Annotated in this window: 12 protein-coding genes; all 12 read right to left on the bottom strand. The window is 45.5% G+C overall.

The window, feature by feature from the left end:
- A partial coding sequence (locus B7L71_RS06605) for a glycosyltransferase family 8 protein (protein ID WP_170919453.1) occupies positions 1-1,023 on the bottom strand: 1,023 nt, incomplete at its 3' end.
- Between the two features lie 165 nt (positions 1,024-1,188).
- Positions 1,189-3,156, bottom strand: a complete 1,968-nt coding sequence (locus B7L71_RS06600) for a capsular polysaccharide biosynthesis protein (protein ID WP_081136819.1) — start codon at positions 3,154-3,156, stop codon at positions 1,189-1,191.
- Between the two features lie 208 nt (positions 3,157-3,364).
- Complete coding sequence (galE, locus tag B7L71_RS06595) at positions 3,365-4,366, bottom strand: UDP-glucose 4-epimerase GalE (protein WP_081136817.1); 1,002 nt, start codon at positions 4,364-4,366, stop codon at positions 3,365-3,367.
- Positions 4,367-4,402: 36 nt separating this feature from the next.
- On the bottom strand, positions 4,403-5,350 hold the full coding sequence (locus B7L71_RS06590) for a KpsF/GutQ family sugar-phosphate isomerase (protein ID WP_081136816.1): 948 nt from the start codon (positions 5,348-5,350) through the stop codon (positions 4,403-4,405).
- Between the two features lie 37 nt (positions 5,351-5,387).
- The gene (gene kdsB, locus B7L71_RS06585; RefSeq protein WP_081136814.1) at positions 5,388-6,674 is read right to left on the bottom strand and encodes a 3-deoxy-manno-octulosonate cytidylyltransferase; all 1,287 of its coding nucleotides are present in this window, start codon (positions 6,672-6,674) and stop codon (positions 5,388-5,390) included.
- Between the two features lie 10 nt (positions 6,675-6,684).
- Positions 6,685-7,503 (bottom strand): 3-deoxy-8-phosphooctulonate synthase, encoded by an 819-nt coding sequence (kdsA, locus tag B7L71_RS06580; protein WP_081136812.1) that lies wholly within the window; start codon positions 7,501-7,503, stop codon positions 6,685-6,687.
- 60 nt (positions 7,504-7,563) lie between these two features.
- Positions 7,564-8,304: a capsular biosynthesis protein gene (locus B7L71_RS06575; protein WP_081136810.1), complete on the bottom strand. Its 741-nt coding sequence runs from the start codon at positions 8,302-8,304 to the stop codon at positions 7,564-7,566.
- A 2-nt stretch (positions 8,305-8,306) separates the two neighbouring features.
- Complete coding sequence (locus tag B7L71_RS17050; protein ID WP_139790064.1) at positions 8,307-9,923, bottom strand: capsular biosynthesis protein; 1,617 nt, start codon at positions 9,921-9,923, stop codon at positions 8,307-8,309.
- Complete coding sequence (locus B7L71_RS06565; RefSeq protein WP_081136807.1) at positions 9,920-10,318, bottom strand: HAD hydrolase family protein; 399 nt, start codon at positions 10,316-10,318, stop codon at positions 9,920-9,922. Before B7L71_RS06565 ends, B7L71_RS17050 begins: the two co-directional genes overlap by 4 nt.
- Before the next feature lie 225 nt (positions 10,319-10,543).
- A complete protein-coding gene (locus B7L71_RS17045) occupies positions 10,544-11,491 on the bottom strand; it encodes a hypothetical protein (protein WP_139790063.1) in 948 nt (315 codons plus the stop codon).
- A 239-nt stretch (positions 11,492-11,730) separates the two neighbouring features.
- On the bottom strand, positions 11,731-11,949 hold the full coding sequence (locus B7L71_RS17040; protein ID WP_139790062.1) for a hypothetical protein: 219 nt from the start codon (positions 11,947-11,949) through the stop codon (positions 11,731-11,733).
- Positions 11,950-11,970: 21 nt separating this feature from the next.
- Positions 11,971-13,784 (bottom strand): CDP-glycerol glycerophosphotransferase family protein (locus B7L71_RS06560; RefSeq protein WP_170919452.1); only part of this gene is annotated, 1,814 nt, incomplete at its 5' end.

Below are 13,784 nucleotides of genomic sequence, written 5' to 3'. Positions count from 1 at the left end.
AACCCTCAGGCGTGTTGTTCGTAATGCTGCCAGGCTTTTAAAATACGCTGGCAATAATTTACTGAAAAATCGAATGGGTGTATTTTTATTAACCTTTGGCTTGGCCGCTTTCTTACTGATACCTGACCCGGCGGAAGGAACCGCCTTTGCCCGTTTCTTTTGCCCTTTCGGCTTTTGAATATCATCTTGAAAAGGCGTCAATGCCAGATAGTCGTACCAGACACTAGAGCGAGGGTGCTCCATGGACATCCAAGGCTTACGCTTCAGAGTGTAATGAATAATGGCGGGTTTTGCGACAGCGCTTATTGCATCTTTTCGATTAAAGTAGTTGCTCAGACCCACATGTTCATCGATCCAACCCGGCTTGAACATGGAACCGTGAACATTCCACGAAAGAGGCAAATACCCCATGACATCATGAAATACTTCCGCAATGATCTGTTGATCCCCAAGCACTATACGATACTGATTAACGTCTATAAAATCTGCCACTTTCTCGTCGAAGCCGATATTTCTCATCAGCTCCAGATTCACCAGCAATACGCCCGCATTGACATGACACGCCTTCTCCGGCAAGCCAAACCGACGATTATAGATACGACTAATCGAATCTTCGACACCATGAAAGAGAATTTTCTCATCCGAGAAATCAAGCAGTTTATCAAGTGACTCCTGAACAATCATGTCGCTATCCAAATAGACAGCAAAGTGACAGTCGTCGGGCAGCAGCTTATGCATTACCAAACGATAGTAGGTCGCAATCGTTATACCATCCGTTGTTTTGATATTTTCGAACTGTGAGGCATCGACTTTTATTTGAACCAAATCAAAATCATGAATATTTTTCAAATCCAAAAAACTACTCAACAGTTCATTCGTGAGTAATTCATCCAACAAAATGAACACACGAACAGGAGGAGCAGAACCATTGAGATTTTTAAGAACGGAGGCCAACGTTACCGCTGTGTATTTTATATAATTGACATCTGAAGCAAAAACGATATCGAGCGTTTTACCTTTCATTGATTTCACTACCATGTCATGTGCCTCGTCTATAAATTTCAAGGTTAAGGCTGACCTGGCAAATAAATGAGTACCGTAAAATAAAAATGGCCAGCAATTAGCTGACCATTTTATGGCGTGTTTAAAGACAAAATGATGACAGTGTCAAGTCAGAAATATGTCCGCTTACCAGTCATCGGTACCGCTTATTTTCTGGCTAGCGAGAATTTTCCACTTACGCCATTTGCGCCGCCAGGTTCCCAACTTGCGGTTCCCTAGCCGCCCTTCCCGCTCCAACGCGTTACGCTCTTCAGCGATTTGACGCACAACCGCCTCACAGGTCGTAAACCCTTTCATGACAGGGTCCCAGTAGCGTGGATAGCGCAGCAATGCCCCCACGACCAATTCATCCAACGTCAAACGACGAGTGCGGCGCAGGAGCGCATCCCCTGAAGATTGATCTTCCGTCAGCCCCCAGCCCGCGTAGAAAGGCATGCCATAGGTCACCACCTGCTTACCACGTAACAAGGCGTCAAACCCGGTCAACGACGTCATGGTATGCACCACATCGCAGTACTCCAGGCAGCTCACCACCGAGCACTTCGTTTCCACGGCATCAGCCCACTGCCTGGTGTCCGCCAACGCTCCGTGGCGATTTGCGTATACCACATCAGGATGCGGTTTATACACGATAAACGCAGAGGGATGCGCTTCACGGGCAGCTTGCAACAACCCCAAATTGGTATTGACCAGAGTTGCGCCATAACGAATGGATGCGTCGTCTTCGACTTGGCCAGGTACGAAGACGACCTCTTGCGTAGTACCTGCCCAACGGGGCTTTACTCTCGGCTCAACATTGTACTTCGTCAGCCCTTCTTTCACGATCAAGCGGCGCACTCGGCGGGCACTGGCAATCTCGGTATCGGTACACTGTATCGTTTCCAGCAACTGCTCTAGCGCCGAAGGCTGAGAGGGGTCGAAGTAAATGCCTAGCTCATCGACCACGATAGAGCGTGGAGCCACCATATGCGCGCCAAGCCCCACCGAGCGGATAAAACCATCTTCGACTCTGAACTGACGTGCCCCGGTTTGCTGCACCAGCGCCTCAACACCTGGCGGCGCATTTCTCCCCCACCCCAACAAACAGTCATCAGGCTTCAGCGCCAGTGCCTCTGCCTGCTCGGCATTGGCAACAAAATGCACACCACCAGGGTGCCCGCCCATCAACGGCGCCAGGTTAACGGCTTTCCACTCGTTAAAGCCAACGGCCACGCGCCTTCCGGACACCTGCTTCGCCATTTTCTTTTGCCGTATCAGCCACGTAATCACATCGAACAAAGAGCCCGGCTCGTGAGTTTCAGGGTTAAGGTAACGCGTATAGTGCCAGTAAGCGGCAGCGAACAGCTCCTTGACCGTGCGTACCCGAGTGCGCCGGTTATTTTGTTGGCGGTCATCGGTTGCTCCCCATCCCGCATACCAGGGCATACCAAATACGCTCACCGGTTTCCCTTCGAGCAATGCTTCAAAGCCCAGTGTGGACGTGACCACGTAGACACGGTCCATCTGTTTGACCAAACTCACTGGGTTCACAGCCTGCCGCAGCATCTCGATACGCGGATGATCAGGCCAGCTCGAAAGGTACCCCTGTTTAGCACCTGCACTTACTTCAGGATGCGTCTTGATATAAACCGTAGCATGAGGGTTTTCGTCCAACGCGGCCTGCACCATGTGCTCAAACGTGGTTTCATCGGCGCCGCCCAATGCCACGCTGACATCGCCAAAGGTCTGGTCAACCACCAACACACGCTGGGAATCACCTGCGCGCAATGTCTGGTTGTCCAGCTCAGGCGCATGATTATATTTGCTCAAGGCATGTTGGCTAATCAATGCCATGGCATCCTGCAGCTTGTCTTCTATACCTGCCAACACATCGCGATCAGACTCAAGAAGCGTTTCTAATGCAGAGGGTCGCGAAGCATCGTAGTAAATGCCCAGATGGTCAACGACCAAAGAGAGCCCCACCGACTCTTGGCCAGGCAAGTAAGAACGGATAAAGCCATCTTCCAGACGCCAACAGGGTGCCCCATATTTCTGCGCCCACTCTTCGGCACGCTGGCCACTCGCTTTTACTCCCCAACCAACGACCGCATCCACCCGACAAAACCGTGGGCGATGCTTGAACCAGCGGCATTGCCCTCCCAACAGGGCACTCACTGAGGGTGAAGCAGCGATAGGTTTAGATGTGGCAATCAGCACTCGATGGTTTCCATAGCAAAAGGCCAGCACGATGGCTGGCCAGTGTATTTGGTGAAGAATGACAAAACGGTGTCAACGCATCACCCTATCATGTTTAACGAATAGATTAACGAACTTGTCGTTGCGTCAGCGCCTTCTCCCAAGCCCAGGCATGACGAATGATGGTCGGTAAATCGGCGTATCGTGGTTGCCACCCAAGCTCACGCTTGGCCCGAGCGGCATCGGCGACTAACCGTGCCGGGTCGCCTTCACGGCGTGGGCCTTCTTCTACGGTAATGCTACAGCCTTCCTCACCTACCACGGCTTGCACCGCATCGATGACTTGCTGAACGGAATACCCCTGACCATTACCAAGGTTGAAGCCCAGCGCCCCCTGCTGCGTGCCCTCCACCAACGCCTGCAACGCCAACGCATGGGCCGCGCACAAATCTTCGATATGGATATAGTCACGAACACAAGTGCCATCCTCTGTGGCGTAGTCACGGCCAAACACGGTAATGGCTTTCCTGCGCCCGGAAGCCGCCTGTAAAATCAGCGGAATCAAATGTGTTTCTGGATCATGACACTCCCCCAACTCTCCCTCAGGGTCAGCACCACACGCGTTAAAGTAACGCAACGCAATAGAGCTAAGCCCATGAGCTGCGTAATAATCCTTTAATACCCGCTCGACCATCAGTTTGCTGGCACCATAAGGGTTGATGGGCACTTGCGGGTGAGCTTCATCGATAGGGACATAATCCGGCTCACCAAAAGTGGCGGCGGTAGACGAAAAGATGAAGCGCTTTACATCATGGCGTACCATGGCATCCAGCAGGTTCAGGGTATTGGCCACATTGTTGCGGTAATATTTGCCTGGGTCGCTTACCGACTCACCTACCAGACTACAAGCGGCAAAATGCATCACACCATCGAAGCGATGATGCTCGAACAGCTGGTTCAGTAGCGCTGTATCGGCCAAATCCCCTTCTACTAGCGTCCCGTATTTCACCAGCTCCCGAAAGCCCGTCGAAAGATTATCCAGTACCACCACGCCATGCCCGGCGCGGGTTAGCTGCTTCACCATATGGGCACCAATGTACCCCGCTCCACCCACGACTAAAATTTTCATACGCCCCCCATACCCTTTCCGTGAACGCCAGGCCCTTTAGCCAAGCCGACTAGCGTCTTGCAGCTTCAGAACGCCACAAAGCACGCCGTCTTCACCCACTACCAACAAAGAGGTTACCTGGGCTTTCAACATGATGTTCTCGGCATCCGCGAACATTTCCGTCTCGTTGACGGTCAGCGGTGTTTGCGTCATCACGTTGGCCGCCGTCATGCCATCGAAGCTGTCGTGGTTGAACAATGCACGGCGCAAGTCACCATCGGTAATCACGCCTTTGATGGTGCCGTTATCGACCACCACGGCAATGCCCAGCCCCACCTGGGTAATGGTCATGATGACTTCTTTCATGTTGTCCTGCGAGGCACAAATGGGCAACTCGGTGTGCATCACGTCCTTGACGCGAGTCAGCAAACGCTTGCCCAGGCTCCCGCCCGGATGGAAGACCGCGAAGTCATGGGGTTGGAAGTCACGACGTTCGATCAACGCCACCGCCAGGGCATCGCCCATGGCGAGTGTCACGGTAGTGGACGTGGTAGGCGCCAGATTGTTGGGGCACGCTTCACGCTCTACCGACACATCCAATACCAGATCACAATTGCGGCCAAGGGTCGAATCCGGGTTACCGACCATCGCGATGGTTTTCACCCCGAAATGGCGCATGGAAGGAATCAAGCGAATGACCTCCTCCGTTTCACCACTGTAAGAGATCAACACCACCACATCGTCGGCAGTGAACATGCCCAGATCGCCATGATAGGCTTCCGCAGGATGCACGGAAAAACTGGGCGTGCCCGTTGATGCCAGCGTGGCCGCAATCTTGTTACCAATGATGCCCGATTTGCCCATCCCGGAGATGATGACGCGCCCCGGCGTTTCGAGGATCATATTGACAGCTTGGTCGAAAGCACCATTGAGTCGGGCAGCCGCCGCTTCCAATGCGCGGGCCTGAACTTCAAATACTTCTTTACCGACGTTGATACTCGACATCTGATGTCTATCCTTTTCTATCACGTTGCTCTACCACTCATTGGGCGGCTCCACCGGATACCGAATGGAAGCCCTTTGCTGAATTGAACACATCTGCCCTTCCATGGGCGGTAAGAATGGCATCAGCCAGTTCTCGCACGGCACCTTGGCCACCCGCTAAGGCCAACACACCGCTTGCGTGCTGCTTGACATAGCTGGGTGCATCCGCTACGGCATAAGAGAGCCCGCACGCCGCAAAGGCAGGAAGATCGATCGAGTCATCCCCGATACAGGCCGTTTGATCCGCCGTTACGCCTGCTTGTTCCATCAACGCCAAACATGCCGCGTATTTGTCCTTTACGCCAAAGGCGTGCAGGCCAATTCCCAGGTCGGCTACCCGCTTGCGTAGCGTGGGCGAATCTCGGCCAGAAAGCACGGCCACACGAATGCCGCACTCTTCCAGCAACCGCATGCCCAGGCCATCACGCACATGGAAGCGCTTCAAGCATTCGCCCGTAGCATCGTAGTAAATGCCGCCATCGGTCAGCACACCGTCTACATCGGTAATCAGCAGCTTGACCCGAGCCAGCGGCGATACCGGTGCATAGGGCTTGCCTTCCAGGATCGCCCGCACTTTCTCAAGGCATTCGGGGGTATCCACCCCTGGCCCCGTCGGTTCGACCTCAAAGGCGCGAATGCTCAGGCCCGCTGCCAACAACCGAAGCTGCTCGAGCTGTTCGGTTTGCTCCAATGCCGAGGCAGGCAATTGCGTATACTGCTCCAGAATGCGCTTACGGTAGGCATACACGCCCACATGCTTTTTAAAGCCAGGATGTTTATCGCCCTCACGGGGGTAAGGAATGGGCGAACGGCTGAAGTAAAGCGCATTACCCGCCTGCCCCAACACCACTTTCACGGTGTTGGGGTTTTGGGCTTCTTCATCTTCGATGGCGTGGTAAAGCGTACCCACATCCACGGTGGGGTCGGCCAGCATGCCTTGGGCAAGCTGCTCTACATCACTCGGGCGAACCAGCGGTTCGTCACCTTGCAGGTTGATGTAGATATCAGCCTCTACCTGGCCCATCACTTCCACCAGGCGGTCGGTGCCGGAAGGATGATGCTTCGAAGTCAGCACCGCCTTGCCGCCAAAAGCATTCACGGCATCTACTATGCGCTGGTCATCCGTCGCCACGACCACGGTATGCGCAGAAGGCACCTGCTGTGCTTTCTCGAACACCCATTGCACCATGGGCTTGCCCAGCAAATCCGCCAGCGGCTTACCCGGCAAACGGCTAGAACCAAAGCGCGCAGGAATGACCAGCGCCACACGGTTAGCGGTAGACACAGTCAGCTCCTTAATCAATTTCCAGCGCAGGCATGGCCTTCACGGCATCGTCGATGGCCTTGACCTGGGTGAGGAACGGCTCCAGCAAATGCAGCGGCAAGGCGCTGGGGCCATCGCACTTGGCGTTGTCCGGATCGGGGTGGGCTTCCAGGAACAAGCCGGCAATACCCACAGCCATGCCCGCACGAGCCAGTTCCAGGGCCTGCTTGCGGCGGCCACCGGAAGCGGCACCCAGCGGGTCACGCTGCTGCAGCGCGTGGGTAACATCAAAAATGATGGGCAGGTTGCCGCAGGTGTTTTTCATGACCCCAAAGCCGAGCATATCCACTACCAGGTTATCGTAACCAAAGCTGGTGCCCCGGTCGCAGAGCATGAGCTGGTCGTTGCCTGCTTCCTTGAACTTCTCGACGATGTTGACCATTTGCCCTGGGCTCAAGAACTGGGGTTTCTTGATGTTGATAGGCTTGCCCGTTTTGGCCAGCGCCATGACTAGATCCGTTTGGCGGGCCAGGAAGGCAGGCAACTGAAGGATATCAACCACTTCCGCCACGGGAGCGGCTTGCCAGGGCTCGTGAACATCCGTAATTACGCGCACACCAAACTCCTTTTTTACGTCTTCGAAAATGCGCATACCCTCTTCCAGGCCGGGGCCACGGTAAGAGTGGATGGAAGAACGGTTGGCCTTGTCAAAGCTGGCCTTGAACACGTAAGGGATACCCAGGCGCTGGGTAACCTCCACATAGTGCTCGCAGGAGCGTAGAGCAAAGTCACGGGACTCTAGGACGTTGACTCCACCCAAAAGAGTATATGGCAGATGATTTTTAAGCATGATAAAAACCTAAAAAACTAGCAAATAAGCTGTTCATTCTAGGCTTTTAATATAACAAATTTATGACAAACTACATTTTAAAAAATCATAGTACTCATCAGGTGTACCACAGAAAACAACTTCATTAATGTCAACCACACTATAACGGACATCTTTGCCTTTTTTAATCAAAGTGTTGTACATTGGTGCTATATAGAACTCTCCTGCTTGTGCATTGCTTAGCCCAGCACTTTTAGCTTCAATAAACGCATCAGAAAAATCTGACTTACGATTCCAGAAATATAACCCTGTGCAGCAATATTGAGAGATCTCTTTTTTTTCTGCCGTAAATTCGACTGTCTGAAGTAACTCGTTACTTGGCTTCACATTGCTCCAATTAGCCCCTTCACCAACAAACGTCTCTAAATAACCATCAATTTCATTTAAATCAAAAACATCTGGATACGTAAAACCAGGACGAAAAGTATCAATATTAAAAATCAAGAGGGAAGTATCATCCGAAACTCCAGCGCTTTCCACACCCAAATATACCGTTTCAGCTTGCCCATTAGTAGGTGCAGAAAGAGTAACAATGTCATATTCGCAAAGCCCAAGAAGCTCACATTGCTCTTGAATAAAAGTTTTCGTATCAAAAACATCTAATGCTATAAATAAAAATTTTTCAGAGCCAAAATATTTTTTAAAACTGGCAACAGAATGGTAAAAAAGTGTGTATCCATGCGCTTCCAGCATGTACTTAGGAAGTTGAAAACCATCTTTCTTAAACCTACTTGACAAACCAGCCATTGGAATAACAATCATAATTAATGCACCTCTAATTTATCAAACAAGCGAATAGCATTTAGAATAAAAGCATCTTGCCTATCTAAACGGTCCGAGTGAAGCGGAAGCATGGAAAGGAAAAGGTGTACAGAAATAGCCAAAATTTCTTTCTCAGAATAGCCAAGCTTCTCGAGAAGCACACGATTAAATAAATCGCCCATTACTTCTTCAAAGCTTAAATCAAATGGGAACGAAATATATCTCCTACCTTGATAGCTTTCGATTTTATAGCGACCGGCAATAATGAAATCATACAAGCCGATTACAGAGTGATAGAGCTTAGCTAAATCATATCGTTGATCACCATAAATGCTTATTTTTCCGCTTGGTGTTAAACCTCTCGGGTCAATACATTTAATAGATTCAACACGACTATCAAACAAAAGATTACTAAAGCAAAGATCACCATGTACAAGCCTAACATCCCGATCTGAAACCGGAGAAATATACTTAGATGACCGCTGAGCAATTTGCAAAAGACTAACAGCTTCTCCACTTGCTAGTGAGTATTCATCTTCATAAATAGAACCCCCTTTCTTTAAATAATACTCATCAAGTCTACTCATCGTTTTCTCAAGATAAAAACTATTTATCTCTTCATGACTAATTGAATTATCTGCACAGGGCGAATGGCCGCAAAAATCTTGCAACATACCTAATAAAGAACCAAATATTGCACTCCATGACTCTGTTGTTAAACGACCAAAAACATAAAGATCACTTAATGGAAGTAAATATAGGTACTCAAGCTTGTAACTAGCATTTTTATGATCCTCAAGACCTGAGTCCAAGCTTAGCAAAGCAGGAGTATATAGCCGAATACTACTAGGGATATTATCGAACCAAGCCCCTTCAGCAAAAATTTTCTTTGATTTACTTAAAGAAGCTTTGTGCACAGTGCGAGATGTGATTTTTAAATCGTTAAATGCTCTTTGAGTAGTGATCGCTGTTCGTGACTGAAAATAGCTATTTATGTGTCCAAAATCTAACCACTGACCTGAACTAACAACAGAAAGATCGAACTTCTGATGATAACGAACAACTCCACGAATAAAATCACCTTTAGCTTCCACGATTGACTTCATTAAAAATAGTGGATTTGAAAAATTAAAATATCCAGATATAACTTTTTCGTTAGAGCTAGACCAGTCATCATGTATTTTATCAAGTTCGTATGTACTATCACCTAAAGTAGATCTTTTGTAAAAACCACGATTTTCATGTACCGATATTACATCTCTTGAAGCAAGCGATAAGTCCATAAAAAGTGTATCGCCTAACAATATGGTCAAATCAGAATAATGTTTGGCCGCTGCATTCCAGCAGTAAAGTACAGCATCTCCTAAGGACAAACCATCAGGAACCGGTAAAACATTCACACCAAGATCCATAAGACGTTCAGCATCAACGGGATCCAAATTATATGAAGAAGGTAACGAAATAAAGATATCATCTTTATCAAAAACACTATTATTAAGCAACTCAACCTGATGTTCATAAAGACGTTTATTACCAAGAGGCAAGAAACTAGGGGGAATTAACCCAACTTCAGTTACAAACTCTCCTTGCAAATAGGCACCCGATGCAATCAAGATCATTTATTGCCACCATCTTTGTGCGGGTTTTCTTTTGACAATAAGCCTTGAATTTCATCATAGCTTAAATTTACAAACTCAGAAGGACGAATAGCTTTATCATCTATGTAAAAGCCTTCAAACCCGCACCACGGTTTACCTACATGAATTTCATCATAAGGCACGGCATGCTTATCAAGCCACTCAATAATAGTTGGGAGGGTATGAATATTTATTTTGCCTACATTCCCGTCATAAGTTCGCATATTACGACTTGTATGTACTATTATTTTAAATCCTCTAGCTTTGTATTCTTTCAACTGCTCTAATACAGCTATATTCAACGGCTTATTTTCATATCCAGAGTCTGAGTCGACTGTTAATGTACCATCTAGATCTATAACTATATTTTTACTCATTGTGAGACACCATTCCACATGTAACGAAAAATGCTAACAAACGTTTTTTCAAATCAACATCTTCAATGCTAGATAGATCTTTCCCTATCAAATCAGAATACTTCTTGTCATTAAAAAGAAGGTTCTGAGAAACTCTATTCATAACCGTACCAACGGTTCTATGGCCAATAGAAATATTCTTCAAGAATAGCCATGCTTGTAAAAGAGTGTGTGCATCGATATCTTCTAAACCATGATTGAATGGAGATAACCGATTTGCTTCCAACGAGCTATCCCAAAGAGAGACAATTTCTTCCATAGTTTGCCTATTTGCATAAAAAACTGATCTTGTGGGCCAGCAGGCATAGAATATGCCGTATATAAAACCCTATCTTGAACATTACTAAACTCGGTTAATGAGCTATTTTTTATACCTACATCAGGCCGACATCTAATTACCACATCGTATTCGAAACTATTATCCCTTTCATATTCTTGTATCAATTCAAAACAACGCTTTAAACCGTAAAACATTTTTGACTGATTATAATGCCCACGCGTCATGAAACTATCATTTAGCTTTTCTATAAAATCAGATTGATTTTCAATGACTATTTTATTGGGCTTAAGCACATCATAAGCACTGGATGGCAAGGAACACATTTTGGAAACACTAATTGCTGAAAACAAACCTGGCATTATTCTTTGAAAATCTTTTTGTTTAACAATTTCTTTCGGCGGAACTAGAGTACTATTTAAAACTCGAGTTGACCATGTATGAGCACCACCTAAACCAGGCCATTGTTCCATCACATCCCAAGTATGAACAAAAATATCTGCGTCTAACGGCACTTTCAAAAACTTCACTATATCCAAAAGAGCCTTTTCATTAACTCGAAACATGCCAGAAACCATAATAGCAACTCTAGGTCTAGCATCAGAGGGATGGTGAATCATCATATTTTTCATTGAGGTACTCATATAAGCATTTAATCGCCCTCCCAATGAGGCTGCACCAGGTTCATCATTATATTTATATAGAATTGTTAGCACTTGCTTTAAAAAACGAAAGTTTTTAGCGGGATTAAGCAATGATGAGTTCGTACTTAACAATTCATTTTCAACTATAGACTTGATTAAGAAACGATGTCGAACAGAGTTCAACTTCTCTTCTGAAACTAAATATTGACTCATACTCAAAACTACTGCTTCGTTATAAAACCCAGACTTAAACAAAGATAAAAATGAATAACATATGATGCTAAAATTCAAACTATCAACTTTTCCTTTTTTTGCAAGATCATATGAAACATCAACCAGGATATCAAATGCCGCCTCGCTTCTCCCAGTAAACGTATAATAAGCTAACTTTATAGTTCGCTTATCTAGCTCCGAAGCCTCAAAATCTATTCCATGTGTAAAAACGTTATAAATTAAATTAAAAAACCACTTAAATTTGATCTAGAAGAACCAGCTATAAGCCCACTCAAGTGTTGAGGAGCTAGCTTTCGCAAAACTGCATACAATTTATCTAGTTGAGAAGTGTCTGATAAAAACAATAAATAATCTAGACTAATACCTTTTTCATTGCTCTTAAAAACAAAATGCTTCTCAAGCAGTAAAAAGTCCCATTCTTTTAATAATTTTTTCATCTAAAACCTCTGGCATAGTTCTTAAATCGAACGAATAGTAGAATAAATCTTTTCTGAGGGATTTTCCTGAAGCCCTCTAAAATAAGTTTGATATAACTCTTCAGGCTGCTTATTTTCGTCTATGCGATTCATGAGAGATCTTAAGCTTAACACTAAATCTCTTTCGTTTTGAGCAACTATTCCAGGCATATCATTTGAAAAATCCAAATATGCACCCTGATATTTTTTATATTCATCTTGATCGAATTGATAGAAAACAACTGGTTTTTTAAGATAAACAAAGTCCCATGCGACACTTGAATAGTCAGTGATTAAAATCTTGGATCTTTGTAATAAATCACGTATTGAAAAACACTGAGCATCAGCAATCATGATATTCGACTGAACAGACGCAAAGTTAGTTAGATAATGAGCAATTTTAGGATGCAATAAAAACCTAATGATGAGATTGCTTTCTTTGAGGAAAGAGTTCAACGCATTTGAGGATATCAGCTCATGATAACGTTCAAAATATTCTGTTTTTAAAAACTCATCCTCGGGCATGTCTTCAAGCCAATTCCTCCATGTGGGCATCATGAATATTTCATTATGATTTACTGAAACATCTTTTAAATCTTCCCATCTAGGCAAACCAGAAAGAATCATTTCATTTTCCGCATAGCCATAATTCTTTTTAATAATTTCCTTTTCAGAAACTGATGAACAAATAAATTTATCAGCTGAAAAGTTTTTGTTATTCTTTGAAAACGTGTTACCAAGCTTTTTCAAACCTATTACGCCATGTTGAAGAAATACATATCTTTTCTCCAGCAATGATTTTTTGAATAAACCACTAATGCGTCTCCACGCATAACCGTGCCCCCTTCCTTCGGAAGCAATTATCATCTCACAAGATAGAAGAAGCTTCATGTGACTAACAGACATAAACTCTACGACATGATCCTCGAAACCTTTCAAATACTTAAGATCAGGAGAGTCTTTTTCTATAACATAATAAACATGATCGCGCCTTGCAACAGCATATTTGAAAAAATAGAGCCCATTATCCTGAGCAGTTTTCGAATATTTTTCAAAAACCAACCATGCCTTTTGGCCATCCAATTCATTCTTATTAGCAAAATACTCCTGTATCGCTTGCTTTTCACGCTGGTAATAAACTACCTCATCATATTCAATTTTAGGCCGCTTCAAAAATGCTAGCTTCTTACCACCCACTGTCTTATAAGGATGCAATATATTATCCTCATCCTTTACAGCCATAACCCAAGGGTTTGCGTCTACATGCTCTACTACACTCTTGCTAAAATGATTACACGGCAATGTGACAGAGACATTGCCATAGACTTTATCGACAACATCAAGCTGCACATGCAAGTCCCAATAATGCATTGACATATAAAAAGCTGATGGATCGAAGTAAAATTCAAGGTAGCTAAAGTTGAGGAACCGCGTTTCCGACAGAAGCCCCAATGGAAGCTCATCTACTTCGTTCCCGATACGCCGTCTGTGTTTTAACAGCAATGAAGAAACCAGTATGTCATGATTAACACTGCTTTTATTATAAACATTAATACCAAACAGATAACCTTTCCCATCAAACTCAAATTTTATTACTTCAACAGGTACCTCTTTTTTAATTCTCTTCTTAAACCCTTCTAGAAACTGGACTTTCTCGAAATAACTCATCGCTTTTTCGTAACAACCAGCTTGACAAAAAGCTGCACCAGCTCGGTAAAGGTCAATATTATTAACACCTAAATCATTATCAACAATAGTAGAGTAAGCTCCCGCGGCTTTCTGGGAATCACCATTAGCCTCATAAGCTTTACCCAACA

Source organism: Halomonas sp. BC2, from assembly GCF_002078115.1.
Taxonomy (GTDB): Bacteria; Pseudomonadota; Gammaproteobacteria; order Pseudomonadales; family Halomonadaceae; genus Vreelandella; species Vreelandella stevensii.
This window is presented reverse-complemented; position numbering and strand designations above follow the sequence as displayed.

What these genes read in the sequence shown, in the direction of transcription:
- B7L71_RS17050 (WP_139790064.1), bottom strand. Translation starts at nt 9,923, where the DNA reads ATGATCTTGATTGCATCGGGTGCCTATTTGCAAGGAGAGTTTGTAACT.
- B7L71_RS17045 (WP_139790063.1), bottom strand. Translation starts at nt 11,491, where the DNA reads ATGAGTCAATATTTAGTTTCAGAAGAGAAGTTGAACTCTGTTCGACAT.
- kdsA (WP_081136812.1), bottom strand. Translation starts at nt 7,503, where the DNA reads ATGCTTAAAAATCATCTGCCATATACTCTTTTGGGTGGAGTCAACGTC.
- B7L71_RS06590 (WP_081136816.1), bottom strand. Translation starts at nt 5,350, where the DNA reads ATGTCGAGTATCAACGTCGGTAAAGAAGTATTTGAAGTTCAGGCCCGC.
- galE (WP_081136817.1), bottom strand. Translation starts at nt 4,366, where the DNA reads ATGAAAATTTTAGTCGTGGGTGGAGCGGGGTACATTGGTGCCCATATG.
- B7L71_RS17040 (WP_139790062.1), bottom strand. Translation starts at nt 11,949, where the DNA reads ATGAAAAAATTATTAAAAGAATGGGACTTTTTACTGCTTGAGAAGCAT.
- B7L71_RS06565 (WP_081136807.1), bottom strand. Translation starts at nt 10,318, where the DNA reads ATGAGTAAAAATATAGTTATAGATCTAGATGGTACATTAACAGTCGAC.
- B7L71_RS06575 (WP_081136810.1), bottom strand. Translation starts at nt 8,304, where the DNA reads ATGATTGTTATTCCAATGGCTGGTTTGTCAAGTAGGTTTAAGAAAGAT.